Consider the following 20,207-nt stretch of genomic DNA (forward strand, 5'->3'; position numbering starts at 1 on the left):
ATGGAATCAGGCCGAAACTCGGATTGAGAGGTGACCGACGTGAACCTCGGCGCAGCGCAGATCTCGAATATCCGGCTCACCGACGCCTTCAAAGGCGTGCAGCGGTGACCGGCCCGGAGAGGCCGGTCGATCCTGATGACGTCATCGTCGTCGGCGGGGGTCCTTCGGGGCTCGCCGCGGCGCACCGGTTGGCGCAGGCGGGCGTGTCGGTCCGGATCCTGGAAGCCGCGGATCGCGTCGGCGGCAAGATGTCAACCAACCACCGTGCCGGCTACATCATCGACAACGGCGCTCTGTTCATCACCAGCACGTACGGCAACGTGCTGTCGATTGCCGACCAGCTCGGCATGAGCGACGAGGTCGTTCCGGGCAGATTCGTACTGTCGGTGGTCCGCGATGGCGTTCTGCACGATCTCGACGGAGACCACCTGGTCTCCGCGATCGTCAAGACCAAACTGCTGTCGGTACGGGCCAAGGCAGAACTGGTCAAACTTGTCCCCGAGCTGGTGCGGTCACGCAAGGCCCTCTACGAACGCATTCCGACGACCGGCGAGTACGACGTGGAGTCCGTGGACGAGTGGGCGCGTGCACACCTGAGTCGCGAGCTGCGGGAGTACCTGATCGGCGCGCTGATGCGTGGTATCGCGGCGACCTCGGGCCGAACGTCCTCGCGCGTAGACTTTTTGGCGCTGCTCACACTGCTCGGCGGTGCCAAGCTCCTGGCCTTCAAAGACGGTATGAACTCCTACGCGGATCGCATAGCGCAGGACAAGAAGGTGGATCTTGGCGCGACCGTGGACAGCATCGAAGCCAGCGATGCCGGCGTAACCGTGAACTGGACCGACAGCGGGGGCGCACAACGGATCGAGCGGGCGGCGGCCTGTGTCGTGGCGACACCCGGAAAGATCACTGCGGAGCTGGTCCCGCAGCTCGACGAGTGGCGGCGACAATTCCTGCGGCGCGTCCACAACAATCCCTTCATGATCATCAGCGTCGGTCTGTCGCGCCGTCCACCGCTCGCTGCCACCTACGTCCTGATACCGGAATCCGAGCATCCGTTCATCACCGGTGTGATGGTCGATCACAATAAGGCCGAGGGACGCGTTCCCGCGGGCAAAGGCCTTCTGACACTGACGATTCTGGATACCTGGGGCCGCGATCACTGGGACGACGACGACGACGAGATCCGCCGGTCGGTCCTCGATGGTCTTCAAAAACTCTTGCCGTGGATCGCTGGGGCGGTCGATTTCGTCGACGTCAGCCGGTGGCATCTCGAAGTCAGTCCGATCGGCTTCTACCGCGATCTCGGCAGGTTCCGCGCCCTGTGCGAACAGGACACCCGCATCCAGCTCGCCGGCGACTCGCAGAGCATGCAGAACATCGAGGCCGCAACGACGACAGGGCTACGGGCGGCAGAACGACTACTCGCCACCGGAATTCTGCGGTGACTGCTGTCCAAGCCGGCGCAGACCCATCGCCTCCCGCAGCATGATGTGCGCGAACCTTTGCGCCACTGCGCCACCAACCGGGTAGCGGCAACGAAAGGGCTTTCCTGGGACGGGGATTGGAAGCTCGCGTCGACGAAACCCGGCAGCTTCACCGGAGTCACGGCGGGTCGGTCTTGAGACCGGTGATCAAATACCGCAGACCGACCTCGAAGGCAGCCGGCGAACCGCCCCGTCCGCGTCTCGTTTCGATCATGACCGCACCCAGCAGGTAGTTGAAGATGACGCTGATCCCATCGGTTGCCTGGCGGTCGTCGAAGCCACCGCCGCGGAGGATATCGAGGATGCGCTCCCGCGCGTCGGCGATCCAGCCACCGGTAAGCTCGCGGGCAACCAGGATTTCGGCGATCCCAGGGCGGTCGACCAATACACTATGCAGGTCCTGGATCACTTCGAAGAGCACTTCGTCCCAGGACTCGGATGTTGCTGCACGGATCGCCGGAACGGCGATGGTACGGGCGACAAGCGCTTCCAATAGTGCGTCTTTGCAATCGAAGTAGCCATAGAGCGTCATATGGCTGACGCCGAGTTCGGCACTGAGGCGCCGCAAGCTGACGGCCTCCAGACCGTCGGCGTCCAGGATCGCCAAAGCCACGTCGATCACATGGTCGACGTCGAGAAGTGCGCGGCGCCCGGGCCGATTACCGGTGGTCATTACCGCAAAGGTAGATCATGCAGTTGACAGGCAAAACCTTTACGGTGTAAATATTTGGTCATCGAGTTCGGCGTCGAACAGGGGAATCCGTGAGGCTTGGCCTGCTGTTGCCCACGATGCAATCTATGGACGTCAATCGCGCCGCTCTGCGAGCCGCGGAGCAGGTGGGAGTCGATGACGTCTGGGTGCTCGACCACATGATGGGCCTCACCCATCCGGCAATATGGCCGTTGTTCCCGGCGTCCCAAGCACTTTCAGATCCCGATGCGCTGCTCGACCCCTTTTGCGTCGCTGCCGCGCTGGGCCCCACCACCGACCTGCCGCTGGGCCTCTGCGTCACCGATGCCACCCGACGCCGGGGCGGTGATCTGACCCGCGCCGCCCTCACTCTGCACGACGCCTGCCGGGGCGGTTTCGTCCTGGGCGTGGGCTCCGGGGAGGCGGAGTCCATCATCCCTTTCGGCTACGACTACGACTCCCCCGTCGGCAATGTCGAACGAGCCTTGCGCGAAATCCGCTCGATGCTCGACCACGGCCGAATGCCCGAAGGCGTTGGCCGCACCGGACTTCCGCGGGGCGGCGACAAAGGCATTCCCCAGGTCTGGGTGGCGGCCCAGCACCCGCGGATGCTACGGCTGACCGGTAGGTACGCCGACGGGTGGCTGCCGCTGCCCAGCAGCGTGGACCGCTACCGCGAGCAATTCGAGGTCATCAAAGCTGCCGCCGCGAACGCCGGCAGACCAACACCGGTGGCCTCACTGGTGCCCGCGACCATTCTCGGAGACTCTCGCGAGCAGGTCTTGCAGACGCTGGAACGGCTACCAGTCGCGCGCTTGATCGCCTACTACTTACCCGCCGCGACCTGGCGCACGTACGGCCTGGAGCATCCAGGTGGACCGAACTGTCGCGGTCAGGCCGACATCATTCCGCACACGATCGAGGCCGAACGTCTCGTCGAGATCGCCGACACGATTCCCGTGGAGCTCGTCGAGGAACTCGCCTGGTTGGGCAACGCCGACGAAATCGCCGAGCGCATCGCTCCCTACGCCGATTCCGGCGCGACCCATCTGCTGCTCGGCGACGTCACCGGAACCACCTACGCACCCCAAGAGGCAGCGCGGGTGATCGGCGAACAGCTCCCGCGGCTGCGGACCCTGCTTGAGCAACTATGACGCGAAGGACCGCGATGACAACCGACATGGAACGCGAGATCACCCCAGAAGACGACTCGTTTCGCTACCACGAGCGACCCGACGATCCGTTCTGGAACGAATCCGGCTTGTTCGGATTCATGATTCCCGAGCGCAAGATCGACGGCTACTTCTACGTGTGGCACCGGCCGAACATGAACCTGACATCGGCAGGCGTTGCGCTGTGGGACGACAAGGGCATGGAAACGCACAACTGCCTCTATTCGGAATGGTTTCACTTCAACCCGATGGCCCCCGACACCGACATGTTCGACTTCGAACTCGGTAATGGCATGCGCTGCAAGACCATTGAGCCCCTCAAGCAGTATCGACTCGGCTACACCAGCGACACCTATGCCCTCGACCTGCTCTGGACCGGTGCCTATCAGCCACCCAACCTGCACTACTCCGGCGAGCACGGCTTCGACATCTACGGCGGCGTCCACTATGAACAACTCGGCACCGTGACAGGCACCATAACCCTGCACGGTGAGACGATTCCGGTTGACTGCCACCACTTTCGCGACCACTCCCGGGGTCTGCGGCCCGGCCCGGCCCACAACCTTCCCGGTGGTGGATTCGACTTCGCCTGGGCCTCCGAGCGCACCTCCTTCGCGGTCACGTCGGCACGGCCCGACCCCAGGGCGCCGGTCAGCGCCCGATCGATCGACCAGGTCAGCTACGGCCACCTGACCAAGGACGGCATCACCGCGCATGTCGTCGACGGCACCCGCGAGGTCCTGGACCGCGAGGTGGACGGCCGGCCGCGAAAGGTCGCGCTCCATCTGATCGACGAGCTCGGCAGAGAGATGCACGCCGAGTCAGAAGTTCAGAACTGCCTGAAGTGGCACAGCATCTGGCACATGCAGTGGTGCCTCGCCAGCTGGGACGTCGACGGCGAGTCGGGTTGGGGCGAGAACCAGGACTGGTTCGACATCGACGTCATCCGTGCCCATCAGCGCCAGGCGTTGGGCTCGCGATAATGGTGTCCAGTCCCGACGAGCTCACCCCCGACTGGTTCACGAGTGCACTCGGAAGTGCCGGCTCGACGGTGACTGACGTCCAGCTCGAGCAGGTAGGTGGCGGCGCCATGTGCCACATGGTGCGTGCGACGCTGGCCTGGGCCGCGGGCGACGGTGGGCCCGATTCGGTGATCGTGAAGTTCCCGACTTCGGATCCGGGCACGCGCGCGCTTGCCCAGGCGATGCGGATGTACGAGCTCGAAGTCCGTTTCTACCGTGACCTGCTGCCACAGCTGGCCGACTTGAGCACTCCTGCTTGCCATCTCGCCGAACTCGATGAGGCAACGGGAGCGTTCACCCTGGTTCTCGAAGACCTCAGCGCAAGAACTCGCCCGGGCGATGTGCTCGTGGAGAGCACCGAGGACGAGTGCAATGCGGTCTTGACTGAACTCGCTCATCTGCAAGGTGCGTCGTGGGACTCGTCGACTACCGCGGCAATGCCCTGGCTCGCGGATCATCAACGGACGGTTCAGCTTTTCGATTCGATGCCCGCCGGACTCGAGCCGTGGCTCGCTCGCTTCGGCCACGCCCTAGAGCCCGCTCAAGTCTCGCTGTTCGAGACGGTGATTCCGCAAGCCGGAAAATGGATCAGATCGTGGGCCGGCCCGTCGGTCGTTCAGCACGGTGATCTGCGCACGGACAACGTGCTTTTCAGTCTCGACCCGGTTCCGCGGGCGACCCTGCTGGACTTTCAAACGGTGCGTCTGGGCCCACCCGGCATGGACCTTGCATACTTCCTGGGCTCCTCACTCTCGACGGCGACTCGGCGCGCTGCCGAGCGGGCTCTGCTGGCAGAGTTTCACGGCCGCCTCACCTCCGCCGGTATCGCCGGCTACGACTTCGACGACTGCTTCCGGGCCTACCGCGAAGGTGCGATGTATGCCGTCTACCTGTTCTGCGGGCTGTCCAGCCAGGTCGCGCCTTCGGAGCGGGTCGACCGGGTGATCGCGGACCAGACCCGCCGATACGCAGACATGGCACTGGACTTGGAAGCCGCGCAACTCGCCGGTCTGATGTGAACGCGCCCGTTCAGGTGTCTAGGTGGAAACCGCTGGTAGCACCAGAGTTTCGATGACCTTCCGGATGAAATCCGCGTCGACGGTCTGCCCGTTGAGTGCCCGCAGCAGACTCATCGCGGTCAAAACATCGGCGACCAGGGACCAGTCGCGGTCGGCGGCTATTTCACCGCGGGCGGCGGCGCGGGCGAGAATAGTCGAGATTATCGGTGTGCCCTTGAGCAGAATCAGGTCGCCGAGAGCCTCGGCGAGCTGGGGATCGCGGGTGGACTCCAGCGCAACGCGAAGCACGACGTCGTTGGTGATCAATGCGTTGTCGTTGCGTGCCACTCGCTCGACGAGCGCGTCGAGGTCGCCGGCCAGACTGCCGGTGTCCGGAACGTCGTCGGTGCGCAGATCGGGCCGCCAGTAGAGCAGGACGTCGGTGAGCAAGGCCGCTTTCGACGACCACCGGCGGTAGATCGCGGCTTTACCCACCCCGGCGCGCGCGGCGATGTCGTCCATATTCGTTGCGTCGTAACCATTCTCGGTCAGCGCGGCCAAGGCGGCGTTGAGTATCGCGGGATCACGGGAACGGTCCAGCCTGCCAACCGTGCGTTGGCGGAGCTTAGATTCCATCTCGGCCATGAGTGTTATACCTTCACTGGTTGCGCGACCGGGGCGGTGTTCACATCCTCCTCGGGCTCGTCGACCTTCTTGGTGCGGAAGGTGTTGAGTGGCCACCAGAACCAGTTGCCGAGTGCGGCCGCGATCGCCGGCGTCATGAATGCCCGCACGATGAACGTGTCGACGAGCAGGCCCATTCCGATCGCGGTGCCGAACTGCCCGATCACCCGCAGGTCACTGACGATCATCGACGCCATCGTCGCCGCGAAGATGAGACCGGCCGCGGTGACGACCCGACCGGAGGCACCCATGCCGCGGATGATGCCGGTGTTCAACCCGGCCGGGATTTCCTCCTTCAAACGCGAAACGAGTAGCAGGTTGTAGTCGGACCCCACGGCCAGCAGGATGATCACCGTCAGCGGAAGCACAATCCACTGCAATCCCAGCCCGAGGATGTCCTGCCAGAGCAGCACGGAGAGACCGCAGGCGGTGCCTAGCGAAGCCAGCACCGTACCGACGATCACCAGGGACGCGACCAGACTACGGGTGATCAGCAGCATGATCGAGAAAATCAATATCAGCGTGGCGATGCCGGCGATGGTGAGGTCGATGACGACCCCATCCTGCATGTCGCTGTACATCGACGCGGTACCGGCCAGCGAGACTTTCGACGATTCCAGCGGGGTGCCTTTGAGGGCGTCGGCCACCGCCTCCTTGATGCCCTTGACATGTTGGATGCCTTCCACCGAGGCCGGGTCGCCTTGGTGGGTGATGATGAACCGCACGGCTTTTCCGTCTGGCGAGACGAACATCTTCAAGCCCCGTTGGAAGTCGGGGTTTTTGAAGACTTCCGGCGGCAGATAGAAGGAATCGTCGTTCTTGGCTTCGTCGAAATATTGACCCATCAACGTCGACCCCTGCGCGCCCTCCTGCATATGGGCTTGGATCCCCGCCATCGTGCTGTGGGTCGACATCAGGAAATCACGCATGGTCTTCATCGAGTCGATGGTCGCCGGGAAATCGGCCAGCAGTTTGGGCATCAACTGGTCGATCTTATCGAGATCGCCGTTGAGGTCGGTCAGTTGCTCGGAAAGCTGGTCGATGCCGTCCAGCGAGTCGAAGATCGATCGCAGCGACCAGCAGAGCGGAATGTCGAAACAGTGCTTCTCCCAATAGAAGTAGCTGCGAATCGGTCGCCAGGCGTCCTCGAAGTCGGCGATGTGGTCGCGGAGTTCGTTCGTGGTCTCGACCATGGCATGGGATCGACCGACCATGCTGTGCGTCGTCGCGGTGAGGTCTTTCATAACCCCGTACATGTGCTCCATGATCGCGATGGTGTTGCTCAACTCGTCGGCCTGTTTCAACATCTGAGCTGTGTTGTCGTTGTTGAACTTAGCCGTCTGCAGCGTCGCCGAATTCTGCATCGCGATCTGGAACGGGATCGAACTGTGCTCGATCGGCGCCCCGAGCGGCCGGGTGATGGTCTGCACCCGCCCGATGCCGCGTTCATGGAAGACGGCCTTGGCGACCCTGTCGATGATCAACATGTCCGCCGGGTTGCGCAGGTCGTGGTCGGCTTCGACCATCAGCAATTCCGGATTCATCCGGGCCGGCGTGAAGTGCCGTTCGGCGGCTGTCTGCGCGACGTTTGCCGCGATGTCCGGCGGGGTGAACTTCTTGTCGTTGTAGCTCGGGACGTAGGTCGTCAGACTGACGAAACCGATCACCGCGATGAAGGAAGTCACGACGATGATGGGTTTGGGCCAGCGCGTCACCATGGTGCCGATCCGGCGCCAACCCCGTTCCGAGACTTCACGTTTCGGATCGAAGAAACCGAACCTGGACGCGACCGCGAGTACCGCCGGAGCCAGCGAGAGGCCGGCCAGCATGGTGGTCACGAGCGCGATGGCGCAAGGCACCCCCATGGTCTGGAAATACGGAAGCCGGGTGGCGGTCAGGCACAGGCAGGCGCCCACGATCGTCAGACCCGAACCCAGGATGATGTGCATCACGCCGCTGTAGGCGGTGTAGTAGGCCTCTTCCCGATCCTGGCCGCGGGATCGGGCTTCGTGATATCGGCCCAGCAGGAAAATGAAATAGTCGGTGCCGGTGGCGATGGTCAGCATCGTGACCATGCTGACGGCGTACGGGGTGAGGCCGATGATGTTGAGATTACCCGCGGTAGCCACCACCCCTTCGGCAGCATAGAGCTCGAAGCGGACGAGTACCAAAGCCAGGAACGCGTTCTTCAGCGAGCGGTAAATCGCGAGCAGCATCACGAAGATCACGCCGATCGTGACCGTCGTCATCAGGTCCATGCTGTTGTGCGCGGCGATGAGGGTGTCGGTGTTGAGCACGGTGTTGCCGGCCACGTACGCTCGCACGCCCGGCGGCGGGGGCACGCTCTTGACGATCTTGCGGACCGCGGCGACCGACTCGTGACTGGGGCTGGTGCCCTGGGCGCCGTCGAGGAAGACCTGCACGTAGGCGGCCTTGCCGTCCGGACTCTGGGAACCCGCGGCGGTCAGCGGATCGCTCCAGAAATCCTGGACGTTCTGTACGTGCTTGCTGGCCTTGAGTTTCGCGACGATCTTGTTGTAGAACTCGTGCGCACTGTCACCGAGCTTGTCGTCGCCTTCCAGGACGACCATCGCGGTGGAGTCGGTGTCGAACTCTTGGAACTTGTGGCCGATGTTCATCATGTCCTTGAACGCCGGCGCTTCCGTCGGCGTCATGGGCACGGAGTGCTTCCCCGCCACCTCGCCCAGCGACGGGGTGAACAACGTGGTGCCGACCGCGATGAGGAGCCAGAAGAGGATGATCGGCACCGCAAGGACACGGATCAGGTGGGCGACGCGGGATCGGTGTGCGTGTGCGAGGTCGTTGCTCATACCGATTTCACCAAGCAGTAGATGAAGGGTTCGAATCCGTCGCTGCTGCGATCGTCACGAACTTGGCCGTCTACGATCACCCGGCATCGGAGGGTCCGCATGCCGGGGTCGCCCTGCGCGACGATATTGGCTGACATCGAAGGCAGTGTCGTCACGATCGTGTAGGACCACGGCAGCGGGGCGTTCTCGACCAGATGGGGTTGCCCGTTCTCGTCGAGATAGTTGGCGTTGGCAGTGCCGCCCGCCGGGGCCGTGATCTCGTAGGTGATGTGTTTGGGATTGAACGGCTTCGTGTCGGCGTTCACCTCGCCTCTCGCGACGGCGCTGTTGGCACCGAAAGTGTTGCGAACACGGATGACAACGTAGGTGCCTAGCACGACGACGACGACAAGAAGCAGCGGTATCCACGCCTTCCGGAACAGTCGATACACCCCACCGTCTCCTCACCTACCGGTCGCCACCACACGCCACGCACCACCAATGAGCCGTCGGCACGTCAGAGCGCAGAAAGTCGCCTCGCATTCATGACGGAACTTGAGTTCCATTGCCGATCGAATGGGACTGTACCGCATCGCCAGCCACTTCGACGACCCAGGCTGCCACCCCAAGTCCTCGAGCCGGCCCGGTTCACCGGTCAAACACCTACGGCGGCAAAAGAATCGAGATCGTCGATGGCCGCCGCGGTCCTCCGCACGATCGCCAGGCAGAAGTCCACCGGCTGCATCTTGGGCTGGTAGGGCGCTCGGCCGATGGTGAACGCCCACGCCGCGTACGGCCAGAACGACTGCTGGCGGTAGGCGAGCATGGCATCGTCGAAGCCGATCACCGGACCGCCCAGGTTTCGCAGCGTCGTGATGTATTCACGAACCAGCGAATCCTGCCATTTCCTGCGGTCGTCCGGCTCGCAGCCGGAGTTCACCAGGTAGGCGAAGTCGAAGGCCCAGCCGCCCTGCTGGATCACCTGCCAGTCGCCGATACCCATCTTCCCGGTGTCGGTCACGTAGGTCTGTCCGGCGTGACAGTCACCATGCAACAGGGTGCGCGGCATCTGGTGGGCAGCGATGTCCATCGAGCGCACGGTCGCGTCGAACAGCCGGTCATGCTGACCTAGGAGCGCGGGCGGAATTACCTGCCGTGCCCGCCGCATCCCCACTTCACAGCGCTTACGAATGTCGAGGAACTTGCTGGTGTTGGCGATGTAGTCGGCGGGCGTGTTCAGGTCGACAATGCCTGGATCGCCCCACAGTGGGGCATGTAGCCGGGCCAGCTGCCCGACGAGATCGGTGATCTGCTCACGGCTGAAGGCAGTGGTGGGTTCCCAGAACTTGGCACCCTTGGTGACGGCGATGTCCTCCATCACGGCGATGGAGCGCCACGAGACCGGATCCACCTTGCCCCAATACCCCCGCGGCGCTTCCAGCGTCGATTTGTCCCGCAGACCCGTGTAGAAGCGGGTCTCGCCGTGCAGTACTCCGGCACCCCCCAACATGAGGCGCTGCTGAAATGACTTGGTGGCCTTGGTGAATACGTGGCAGGGCAGACCTGCGGCCATACCGGCGTCGTTGTAGGTAACGCGAATGGCGACACGTTCCGAGGTTCCACTGCTGCCACCTGGAAAGTCGACAGCCACCACCTCGGCACCCGGGGTGTCCCGGCACAGCACCGACGTCAACCACTCGGCGGTGACGTGGGCACCCGAGATCGGCACCTGATCGCGATGGATCACTGTGGGCGCACGAAACCGTTCGGAGACGCTGATGGCGCCGACGACGACGGCGCGTCCGGCGAGTTTGAGCTTGGGGTTCATGCCAACTCCTTCGAATCACCCGTCAGGCCTCAGCGGCGGGACCGCGACGCTGCCGTCGCAACCCTTCCCGGGGTGAACGGTCGTTACACCTCGTCCATACCACCGTCCATTTGACATTGATAGTCCTTGGGAAGCAATAAGCCACCGTGCGCGACGCGGTCGAACGCACTTCAGGCAGCAGAACGGTCGTTTCCTGCGCACCCGGCTGCCGCACGGCGAGGACTGCAATCGCTCCGTTGCCTTGCCCGCGGACGGCACCGAACAAGCACCTCCTGCGCCCGCTGCAGGGATCCATCGCCGCGGTGCCCGGAGAGTAACCAGGCCCGCGCGACGGTAGCCTCATGCCGGACGGGAAAGGGAACCGATGGCCAGGTCGATGACCGAAGCTCGACGAGATTTCACTCGAGAAGAAATCTTGGCAACGGCTCAGCGGTTGTTCACCGAGCGTGGCGTGCGGGCAACCTCGATTGGCCAGGTGGCGGCTGCGGCAGGAATGACGCGCGCCAACCTCTACTACTACTTCTCCTCGAAAGACGAGTTGCTGCGAGAGACTCTCTCGGCCACCCTGCGGCGCTATCGACAGAACTGGTCGACCGTCCCGGACGGAGCGACGCTCTCCGAGTTGGCCGAGCATATGGTCAGCTTGCGCTATCAGGAGGTAGCGCGTTCAGGACCGATGGATTTGCGTTTCTTCTACCTCTTGCTCACCGATCAGGCAGGGGAACGGGAAGCCGAGATGGTTCGGGCCGAGATCGAAATGGTCGCCGACACGATCCGCCGCTTCCTGCGCCAGGGCCAGCGCCGTGGCGAGGTCCGACCCGATCTCGAGGTCGAACGGATCGCACATTGGCTGATCATGCAGCTGATGGGCCTCGACATGCTCTGGCTGGTCAATCCGCAAGCGGTGGACCTCCAGCAGATGGCGGCGGAAATCTCCGCCGAATTCCTCGATCGGACCGCACTGCCGCCGCCGGCCACTCGGACCTGAGCTGACGCCGCACAGCCGCTGACCGGCTACAGGCTTGACACAGTGTCAAAATTTTGACAGATTGTCGGCATAGTGCTCTAGACGGGTTTGACCTGGTGCAACCGCGATCGCGAACGAGGCTTCGATGGAATCGATTACGCGCGTCGGAGTGTGGGGCGTCGGAATGACGGGCAGCGCGGTGGTGCAGCTCGTCGCACGGAATCATGCCCTGGAGCTGGTCGCGGGCCTGGGCTACGACTCGGGAAAAGACGGCCGCGACGTAGGCGAATTGGCGGGTGCGGGCCCGCTGGGCGTCGGGCTCACGCTGGACCCGCAGGAGTTCATCGACGCGGCCCCCGATGTCGCGGTCTATCTGGCTCGTGATCTGGGCTCCTTCGCTGCCGACGACGATCTGGTTCGGTTACTCGAGGCCGGCATCAACACCATCACCGCGTTGCCCTACGCGAACCTGGGCTTCCGCAGCGAGGAGGTCCGGCGGCGCTTCGGTGACGCGGCCGACCGGGGCGGCGCCACCTTCATGGTGTCGGGCATCGATCCGGATTACGTGTGGGAACGCCAGGTCTTGACCGCATCGGGCCTGTGCGGGGAACTGGACGGCATCCACATCACCGAGATTTTTCGCGGCGACACATTGGGTGCGCAGATGATGCCGCTGTTCGGCTTCGGACTGCCGGTCGAACAGGTGCGCAACGACACCGTCTTCCAGAACTTTGTTCGCAATTACATTGCGCCGTCGATGAATTGGGGTTGCGAACAAATGGGGGTGCACCTCGATGAGGTCACCGTACGGTCGATCAGCGAACCCACCGATCAACGGATCCAGCATCCACTGATCACCATCGAACCGGGCACGGTGGGCCTGTCGATCACGCGAATCGAAGGCTGGATCGGTGGCCGGGTCTTCGCGACGCAGGACATCAAATATCACGTCGGCGTCAACCGGCCGGTGGAGGCACCTGTCGACGAGTGCTGGATCGTCGAACTGGAAGGCCGTCCGTCGGTGAGAGTTGTCATAGAGTCGCTGGCATCGGTCCGCGACGGCACCAATCGCTACGCCGACGATCCGAACTCCATCCCGCCGGGTTATTGGATCACCGCCGGACCGTTGGTGAGAGCGATCCCGGTAGCGCTCGCCGCCGCCCCCGGCATCAAGGAGCCCGAGGCGCCCGAAATGCGTTACGTCCAGCCAAGGACGGCCCGGGTCTCTGCGAGATGAGCGGTTTCGGTGCGGCGGCAGGCTGTCACACTGCCGACTGGGGAGGTGGCCGAGTCACATCGACGATCCGACCCGCACGACTGAGTTAAGGAGCGCAAATGCGCACTGCCACAGCAAAACCCGTGCAGGTCATCCAGTGGGCGACCGGCCGGGCCGGGGTACCGGCATTGCGCGCGATCATCGAGCGCCCCGACACCGATCTCGTCGGGCTCTACGTGAGTTCCCCCGACAAGGACGGCAAGGACGCCGGAGAACTGTGTGGGCTGGCTCCGGTAGGAATCGCGGCGACCCGCGACGCCCGCGCTCTGCTGGAGGGGCCGGGAGACGTAGTTTCCTACAGCGCCACCGACGTCGGCCGACTCGAGGAGGTCGTCGACGACCTGTGCGCGATCCTGGAATCAGGCAAGGACCTGGTTACCATCACCCCAACCCAGCTGTTCCACATCCCCACCGCCGACCCGGCAATCGTCTCGCGCCTGCGGCAAGCATGCGCGAGCGGCAATTCTTCGCTGCACTTCACCGGTATCTTCCCCGGTTTCCTGTGCGACTCACTGATCTTCTCGCTGACGAACCTGTCGCACCGGATCGAGTCGGTCACGATGGCCGAGATGTTGGAAATCTCCAGTTACGACCCCGCGATGCTCAAAGCGCTGGGTTTCGGCGAGCATCCGGATGCCGATGCGCAGGGGTTCTCACCGGACTTCCTGAACTTCTACTGGGAGTCGATCCTGCACTACCTCGCCGAGGCGTTCGATATCACTTTCGACGAGATCCGGCATTTCCGCGAAACTGCGGTCACCGACACGGCGTTCGTCACCACCAGCGGTCTGGATGTTCCGGCGGGCTGTATCGCGGCGTTGCACTGGGGACTCGAGGGCCTCATCGACGGAAACCGCCGGCTGTGCGTGGAGCACTATGAGCGACTCGATCCCGCCATCGCCCCGCACTGGCCCCAGCCCCCGCAGCGGGGCGGTTACCGGTTCACCATCGTCGGGCAGCCCGGCATCACCGTCGACATCGCCTTCGAAGGCACCGATCCTCTCACCGACGCAATGGTCACCACTTCCAACCGTGCCGTCAATGTGCTGGCGGCCGTCCACGCCGCGCCGGCCGGCATCATCGAGTCCTTCTCCGACCTCCCCTTCGTTCCGGGCCAGATGGCGTAGCGTCGCCGACCTCGGGGCGGGAGATTGCCGTCGACCAGCAGGATTCACCTGCTGGTCGAGCAGCGACCGGCAGAGTAGTTAACGATCGTAAACTCTGTGCCGTATCAATGCCTGAAATGACTTACATATGCTTCGAAATCTACGTGACCGATCGTTTCCGATTTGTTAGAGTGTGCGGGTGAATAGTTTGGTCAGCAGCTTGGGCGTGAATCCGTCCAGCAATCTCAGCGTCTTCCTGTTCTGCACCATCTTCACCTTCTCGGTGGTGACCATCCTGTGGCTGGTAGGCCTGCTGCAGGGCAATCACTCGATGATGGACGGCTGGTACGGCTTCGCCTTCGCGGTGCCGGCGTTGCTCGCGTACCTGATCGTCGGGGCCCAATCGGTCACCGCGGCGCTGCTGCTGTTCATGGTGATGCTGCACGGCGGCCGACTGGGCTGGTACCTGGCCGCGCGCTGGCGTCGATACGTACCCGTCCACGGCGGCGACCCGCGCTACCTGAACTTCGTCAAGGAGATGACGCCCGGCTACTGGTGGAAGAGCTTCTTCCGGGTGATGGAGCCCCAGGCGGTGATCATCGTGCTGATCGGAATGCCCGCCGTGGTGGGCATTTTGGCGAACCGAGCGCCCAACGGCGGCATCGGACCCGTGGCATTCATCGGCCTGTTGGTGTTCATGGTGGGCCTGTACTTCGAGACGGTGGCCGACGCGCAGCTGCAGTCATTCCTGGCACTGGAACAACGTCCTCGCTACCTGAACACCGGCGTCTGGAAGTACAGCCGCCACCCGAACTACTTCGGTACCACCACGGTGTGGTGGGGCATGTGGCTGGTGGCTGTCGCCGGCAACCCCACTTACTGGTGGACCGTCGTCGGCCCGGTCATCAACACCATCATGCTGACGTCAGTGCTGGGTTCGGCGTTCCAGGACAACTACATGGGCGTGCGGCCCGAGTATCAAGAGCTGATGGCCCGCACCCGCCGATTCCTGCCGCTGCCCCTGTCCGCCGACGCCATCGCGCGCAACCAGGCCCGGCTGGCCGAGCAGCGCGCGACGGCAAACGCACGTTGAGATGTATGACGCCATCGTCGTGGGCGGCGGCCACCACGGTCTGACCTGTGCCACCTATCTCGCCCGGGCCGGCAAGCGGGTCGTAGTCCTCGAACGCAATCCGTGGCTCGGCGGCATGACCTACTCGCGCGAAACCGTGGCCGAGGCGCCAGGATTCGTGATGAACCCGTGCGCGGTGGATCTGCTGTTCACCAACCTGGAGCCGTCAATCATCAGCGAGCTTCGCCTGGAATCGTTCGGCCTGCGCCAAGCGAGTCCGGAACCGTGGGGCGCCTACCTGGGGCCGGAAGGTCAGTCGATCGGGCTGTGGCGTTCGCTCGACCGTACCGTCGAAGAGATCCGGCGATACTCGAAACGAGATGCCTCAAAGTTCGCTCAGCTGTGCGAAATGTGGTGCGACTTCTGGTATGTGGCGGCGCCCTATCTGATGGATCACCCCACCCGGCCGCGGGTCAAGACGGTCGCGGAGCTGGGCTGGCGGGCGGTACGCAAACGCCGCAATCTCGCACCCGTCGCGCGGATGTTGATGGCTTCGCCGCATCAGCTCATCGAGACGATGTTCGAGTCCGAAGAGGTCAAGTCGCTGTTGGCGATCTACGCCTCCGGTTCGGAAGCTCCGCTGCGCGAACCGGGCTCGGGTGCGGTGCTCGGGGTGATCATGATGCACATCGGCTGGGGCATCAAACGCCCGATCGGTGGCATGGCCGAGTTCACCAAAGCGCTATCGGCCTGCCTGCGCCATCACGGCGGCGAGACCCGCACCGACGCAGCGGTCGAAGAGATCCTGGTCCGCGGCGGGCAGGCCGCCGGCGTACGACTGGCCAGCGGCGAGGTGTTGTCCGCCAAACAGGTTGTCGCAGCGGTCGATCCGGTTTCGCTGATGTGCAAGCTCGTCGACCCGGCGCATGTGTCGGAGCCGGTTCTCGACGAGGTCCGTAACATCCGAATCAACGGCTGGGGCATCAACAACGCCAAGATCGACGTCGCGCTGTCCGAGCGTCCAAAACTGTTGTGCGACAGGCCAGAGCTCTGGGGCAGCTATATGCTGATCGGCGACTCCAAGGATTACGTCGACCGGGCCCTCGACACCGCGATGCACGGCCGCATACCGTCCGAGACGCCGATGTGGGCCCTGATGCCCTCGGCGTTCGACCGATCACAGGTGCCGCCGGGCGATTCCGGAGACACGATGTACCTGTTCTGCACCGCGGTCCCGCAGAACTTCGCCGATGGCAGCGACTGGCAGCAACACCGCGAACCTTACGCGGCGCAAGCGATCCGCAAGGTCGACGAGTTGGCCCCCGGCTTCGGCGACAGCGTCATCGGCAGCTGGGTGAAGAGTCCCGACGAACTGCGGGAGATGACGTACGAGGGCAGCTACGTCGTTGCCGACATGTCGCTGAATCAGATGGGACCCAATCGTCCGACCGCGGCGCTGGCTGGCTACCGCACCCCCATCCCCGGTCTGTGGCATACCGGGGCGGGTGCGCACCCGATGGGCGGTGTGCACGGCTGGGCAGGCAGGACCACCGCTCGCACCGTCCTCAAATCGCTCTAGTCACAGGCATATTGGTGGCCGGCAACATTTCGGCGGACGGCCCGGACTCCGGCGCAGTCCTGGAAGCCAAGGTCCAAAGGGTACTGATCTGGACCGGACCGGTGATGATGGTCTTATTCCTGATCTCGTTCTGGCTGGGCGGCTTCCTGCCGCCGCATCGCCCCTGGGCGACGTCGGAACAAATCGCCAACCTGTACAACGCACACCCCACGATGATTAGGGTCAATCTCGTCGTCACCATGGCGGCCTGTGCGCTTTGGGTGCCGTGGGGCGTGGCGATCGGGGGCCAGATCCGGCGGATCCCCGGTGCCAAGGCGCTTGCTGCAACCCAGACGCTGTCGTGCGCACTCTTCTCGCTCGAGTTCATCTTTCCGGTCGGTATCTGGATGGCGACGGCCTTCCGTTCCGGTGACCGGCCGGTCGACATCACCCGCGCGCTCAACGACACCGGGTGGATTCTTTTCGTCCTGGTCATCTGGTCGGTCGAAGTCCAGATGTTCTGCATCGCGGCGGCTGTGCTCATGGACAACCGGCCCGCGCCGATTCTTCCCCGCTGGGTCGGCTACCTCACGCTGTGGGCCGCCATCCTCATCATTCCCGCCGGCCTGATTCTGTTCTTCAAGACAGGCCCGTGGGCCTGGAATGGAATCCTCGGCTTCTTCGTACCCCTCACCGGGCTCGTCGCCTGGCTTGTGTCGATGACGTGGACGGTGCATAGAGCCCTGACACTCCAGATAGCCGAGGGCGCCGGGCCAGAAGACACTCGTATGCTGCGATCATGACCGCAACGAAGCGGAATCGATTGCCTCCCGGTCCACCGCTCCCCCGGTCGGTGCAGACCGCGCTGATGCTGCGCTACTGGCCACGCTTCGTGGCCGCCTGCCGGCGCCGGTACGGCAGCGTGTTCGCGTTGCGCATCGCGACCATGGGGACGCTCGTCTACCTCGACGACCCCGCCGACATCAAGGCCGTCTTCGCCGGTGATCCCGCCGTTTACCATGCTGGCGAAGCGAATTCGTTGCTCGCGGGGTTCGTGGGCGAAAGTTCGGTGCTGGTGATCGACGGAGACCTGCACCGTGACCGGCGACGTCTGATGATCGCGCCGTTCCAGCGCGACGCCGTCACACGCCAAGCCGGTGTGATTTCCGAGATTGCCGCGGCCAGCGTCAACAGCTGGCCGGTGGGGGTGGAATTCCCGGTGGCGCCCAAGATGTCCGAGATCACCCTCGAGGTGATCTTGCGGACGGTCATCGGCGCCACCGATCCCGACCGACTCGCCGCATTGCGCGAGGTGATGCCGGCGCTGCTCAACCTGGGCCCGTGGGCCTCGTTGGCAATTGCGAATCCCGACCTGCAGCTGCGGCGGCCCTGGCGATATGTGCGCCGCCGCATCGAGGAAGCCGACCGACTCCTATATGCCGAGATTGCCGATCGACGCGCTGCTACCGATCTTGCCCAGCGCACCGACGTGCTCGCGATGCTGGTGCGGGCCAGCCACGACGACGGTCGAACCATGACCGATTCCGAACTGCGTGACCAACTCATGACCCTGCTGGCCGCCGGACATGACACGACCGCCACGGCACTCTCGTGGGCGCTGGAGCGGCTCGTCAGGCATCCCGTCATCCTGCGCCGGGCGGTACGCGCAGCCGACGCGAGTGCGGCCGGTGATCCCGCAGGCGACGAGTACCTCGACGCAATCGCCAAGGAAACATTGCGGATTCGCCCCATCGTCTTCGACGTCGGTCGCGTCCTGACGCGGCCCGTCGACTTGGCGGGCTACCACCTGCCCGCCGGCGTGATGGTCGCCCCGGGCATCGGGCTGGTTCACGCAAGCCCGGCGCAATACCCCCATCCGGACCGGTTCGACCCGGACCGGATGCTCGGCACCACGCTCGGTCCCACTACCTGGCTGCCGTTCGGCGGCGGCAATCGGCGTTGTCTGGGTGCGACATTCGCGATGGTCGAGATGCGAGTCGTACTACGCGAGGTTCTCCGCCGCGTCCAGCTGCGAACGACTGCGGCACGCGATGAACGGCAACGCGTGAAGCATGTCATCCTGGCGCCGCACCGCGGCGCTCGAATCTGCATTGAGTCGGTCCGCGGCGCAGCGCCGGCCCCGCTCCCGGCCGCCGAGACACCCCGCTGCCCCGTTGAAACCCCGCGGGGCGTGGCCTCGCCGACGTTGCGGCATACCTGACCCACTCAGGTCTAATGTGCGCCAATCAAGTTGTGCGCGGCCCGATTTCCGAACTCTACGGCGGTGTTCTGCCCGGCCGCCGACATGAAGTCGGCGGCGTACTGCACCGGTGATGCCGGGTCGAGTTCGGAGTTGAGGCGCCCGATGTCCTGGTAGGCGCCGATCCGGGTGAAGGGCAACGCCCGCCGCCACCGGGTCACGTGGGTGAATTCGACGGTGTGGCGCAGTTCGGGAAACACCTCGAACACCGACGCCAGGGTGTGCTGGATCAGTTGCTCGTCGGGGGCATCGAGCATCCGCTGCGAGGCGCCGGTTTCCCACAGACAACTCAGCAGGCCGCGGCCGGCCGGCGCGCGGTCGGGGGCCTTGTTGTGATCGAGGAACATCAGCGCGATATCGGGATCCTCCACCGACGGGAACATCACCAGAAACGCCGGGCAGTCCGGTGGCCTGCTGGTGCCGACAGCGACACTGACGCATTGGGTATAGCCCAGGCTTTCGTCGAGCGGACCGAGGATGCCGCGATCATCGACGCAGATGGCTGCCGCCTCGGGCAGCGGGCACGTGACGACGCAGGCATCGTAGTCCGACGTCGTCCCCGAATGCGTGACTCGGACCCCGTTTTCGTGCCGCCGTACCTCCACGACCGGCGTCTGCAGGTGAACCTTCAGGCGGCTGGCCAGCGCCTCGGGGACCCGGCCCTGCCCGCCGGCGGCGGCCAGGATCTTGGCGGTGAAGATGTTGCCGATCCCGGAGAACAATTCCACCTTGGACACCTTGTCGGTGTCGGCGATCAACATGGTCCGCACGATCGGCTCACACAGGTAGCTGTCGACTTCTGCGGACAATGCACGCTTGGCGTAGGCACGCGCACTTTCGGTGTCCAGTGGTGCGGCCTTGCGCATGTCGGCGTAGTCCAGACGGCCGCGCGCCTTGGCCATCGCCACGTCAATCGCCAACCGCGGCACCCGCAGCTTTGCGCCCAGCGACAGCAACGGCGTCGTCAAGCCAGAACGGACCATCTTGTCCATGTCGAGCAGATGCGTCGCGCCGGCGCGACGGATCCCGATATATGGTGCGGTGGGCCGCATTTCGATGCCGAGTTCGCGCGCCAACGCCAGGTAGCTGTGGTATGTCGAACCGAGCGCAGAAGCCCCGGTGTCGACCGCGTAGCCATCGCGGCGCACGGTCTGTACCCGGCCACCGGGCGAGTTCGTCGCCTCGAAGACATCGACCTGCCATCCGGCGGTCTGCAGCCGATAGCCCGCCGTAAGCCCGGACAAGCCGGCTCCGACTATCGCGGCTTGCGGCATGC

The 20,207-nt window shown here is 64.2% G+C and carries 17 protein-coding genes; 11 read left to right on the top strand and 6 right to left on the bottom strand.

Features of this window, described 5'->3' with window-relative positions:
• The first annotated feature begins 104 nt into the window (after nucleotides 1-104).
• Nucleotides 105-1,448 (top strand): NAD(P)/FAD-dependent oxidoreductase, encoded by a 1,344-nt coding sequence (locus tag MKCMC460_RS22420; protein WP_236977193.1) that lies wholly within the window; start codon nucleotides 105-107, stop codon nucleotides 1,446-1,448.
• A 157-nt stretch (nucleotides 1,449-1,605) separates the two neighbouring features.
• Here MKCMC460_RS22420 and MKCMC460_RS22425 read toward each other — a convergent pair whose 3' ends face one another.
• Entirely contained in the window at nucleotides 1,606-2,109 is a 504-nt protein-coding gene (locus MKCMC460_RS22425) for a TetR/AcrR family transcriptional regulator (protein ID WP_236977195.1), read from the bottom strand.
• Between the two features lie 176 nt (nucleotides 2,110-2,285).
• Here MKCMC460_RS22425 and MKCMC460_RS22430 point away from each other — a divergent pair, with 176 nt between their 5' ends.
• The 3 genes from MKCMC460_RS22430 to MKCMC460_RS22440 are packed head-to-tail and all read left to right on the top strand — an operon-like array spanning nucleotide 2,286 to nucleotide 5,391.
• A complete protein-coding gene (locus tag MKCMC460_RS22430) occupies nucleotides 2,286-3,332 on the top strand; it encodes an LLM class flavin-dependent oxidoreductase (RefSeq protein ID WP_236977197.1) in 1,047 nt (348 codons plus the stop codon).
• A gap of 14 nt (nucleotides 3,333-3,346) precedes the next feature.
• Nucleotides 3,347-4,333, top strand: a complete 987-nt coding sequence (locus tag MKCMC460_RS22435; RefSeq protein ID WP_236977199.1) for a hypothetical protein — start codon at nucleotides 3,347-3,349, stop codon at nucleotides 4,331-4,333.
• Complete coding sequence (locus tag MKCMC460_RS22440) at nucleotides 4,333-5,391, top strand: ecdysteroid 22-kinase family protein (RefSeq protein WP_238304837.1); 1,059 nt, start codon at nucleotides 4,333-4,335, stop codon at nucleotides 5,389-5,391. The genes MKCMC460_RS22435 and MKCMC460_RS22440 overlap by 1 nt, the downstream gene beginning before the upstream one ends.
• 18 nt (nucleotides 5,392-5,409) lie before the next feature.
• Here the strand turns inward: MKCMC460_RS22440 and MKCMC460_RS22445 are convergent, their stop codons facing one another.
• The 4 genes from MKCMC460_RS22445 to MKCMC460_RS22460 all read right to left on the bottom strand — a co-directional run bounded on the left by MKCMC460_RS22445 (nucleotide 5,410) and on the right by MKCMC460_RS22460 (nucleotide 10,692).
• The gene (locus MKCMC460_RS22445) at nucleotides 5,410-6,015 is read right to left on the bottom strand and encodes a TetR/AcrR family transcriptional regulator (protein ID WP_236977202.1); all 606 of its coding nucleotides are present in this window, start codon (nucleotides 6,013-6,015) and stop codon (nucleotides 5,410-5,412) included.
• A 5-nt stretch (nucleotides 6,016-6,020) separates the two neighbouring features.
• Nucleotides 6,021-8,885: an RND family transporter gene (locus tag MKCMC460_RS22450; protein ID WP_238304838.1), complete on the bottom strand. Its 2,865-nt coding sequence runs from the start codon at nucleotides 8,883-8,885 to the stop codon at nucleotides 6,021-6,023.
• Nucleotides 8,882-9,316 (bottom strand): MmpS family transport accessory protein, encoded by a 435-nt coding sequence (locus MKCMC460_RS22455; RefSeq protein ID WP_236977203.1) that lies wholly within the window; start codon nucleotides 9,314-9,316, stop codon nucleotides 8,882-8,884. Before MKCMC460_RS22455 ends, MKCMC460_RS22450 begins: the two co-directional genes overlap by 4 nt.
• A gap of 203 nt (nucleotides 9,317-9,519) precedes the next feature.
• The gene (locus tag MKCMC460_RS22460; RefSeq protein WP_236977204.1) at nucleotides 9,520-10,692 is read right to left on the bottom strand and encodes an aminoglycoside phosphotransferase family protein; all 1,173 of its coding nucleotides are present in this window, start codon (nucleotides 10,690-10,692) and stop codon (nucleotides 9,520-9,522) included.
• 364 nt (nucleotides 10,693-11,056) lie between these two features.
• On the opposite strand from MKCMC460_RS22460, the gene MKCMC460_RS22465 reads away from it, so the two are divergent.
• From MKCMC460_RS22465 to MKCMC460_RS22495, 7 genes are all read left to right on the top strand, one after another.
• Entirely contained in the window at nucleotides 11,057-11,680 is a 624-nt protein-coding gene (locus MKCMC460_RS22465) for a TetR/AcrR family transcriptional regulator (protein WP_238304839.1), read from the top strand.
• A 124-nt stretch (nucleotides 11,681-11,804) separates the two neighbouring features.
• On the top strand, nucleotides 11,805-12,896 hold the full coding sequence (locus MKCMC460_RS22470; protein WP_236977206.1) for a hypothetical protein: 1,092 nt from the start codon (nucleotides 11,805-11,807) through the stop codon (nucleotides 12,894-12,896).
• 98 nt (nucleotides 12,897-12,994) lie between these two features.
• Entirely contained in the window at nucleotides 12,995-14,062 is a 1,068-nt protein-coding gene (locus MKCMC460_RS22475) for a hypothetical protein (protein WP_236977207.1), read from the top strand.
• Nucleotides 14,063-14,240: 178 nt separating this feature from the next.
• Nucleotides 14,241-15,134 carry a DUF1295 domain-containing protein gene (locus MKCMC460_RS22480; RefSeq protein ID WP_236977208.1) on the top strand — a complete coding sequence of 298 codons (894 nt, stop codon included), beginning with the start codon at nucleotides 14,241-14,243 and terminating at the stop codon, nucleotides 15,132-15,134.
• 1 nt (nucleotide 15,135) lies between these two features.
• A complete protein-coding gene (locus MKCMC460_RS22485) occupies nucleotides 15,136-16,692 on the top strand; it encodes an NAD(P)/FAD-dependent oxidoreductase (protein WP_236977209.1) in 1,557 nt (518 codons plus the stop codon).
• 14 nt (nucleotides 16,693-16,706) lie between these two features.
• Nucleotides 16,707-17,474 (top strand): hypothetical protein, encoded by a 768-nt coding sequence (locus tag MKCMC460_RS22490; RefSeq protein ID WP_236977210.1) that lies wholly within the window; start codon nucleotides 16,707-16,709, stop codon nucleotides 17,472-17,474.
• Nucleotides 17,471-18,892 (top strand): cytochrome P450, encoded by a 1,422-nt coding sequence (locus MKCMC460_RS22495; protein WP_238304840.1) that lies wholly within the window; start codon nucleotides 17,471-17,473, stop codon nucleotides 18,890-18,892. The genes MKCMC460_RS22490 and MKCMC460_RS22495 overlap by 4 nt, the downstream gene beginning before the upstream one ends.
• A gap of 11 nt (nucleotides 18,893-18,903) precedes the next feature.
• On the opposite strand, the gene MKCMC460_RS22500 is transcribed toward MKCMC460_RS22495, so the two are convergent.
• On the bottom strand, nucleotides 18,904-20,205 hold the full coding sequence (locus MKCMC460_RS22500) for an NAD(P)/FAD-dependent oxidoreductase (protein WP_238306035.1): 1,302 nt from the start codon (nucleotides 20,203-20,205) through the stop codon (nucleotides 18,904-18,906).
• Between the last annotated feature and the right edge of the window lie 2 nt (nucleotides 20,206-20,207).

This window comes from Mycobacterium sp. 20KCMC460, assembly GCF_022179425.1.
GTDB classification, from domain to species: domain Bacteria; phylum Actinomycetota; class Actinomycetes; order Mycobacteriales; family Mycobacteriaceae; genus Mycobacterium; species Mycobacterium kiyosense.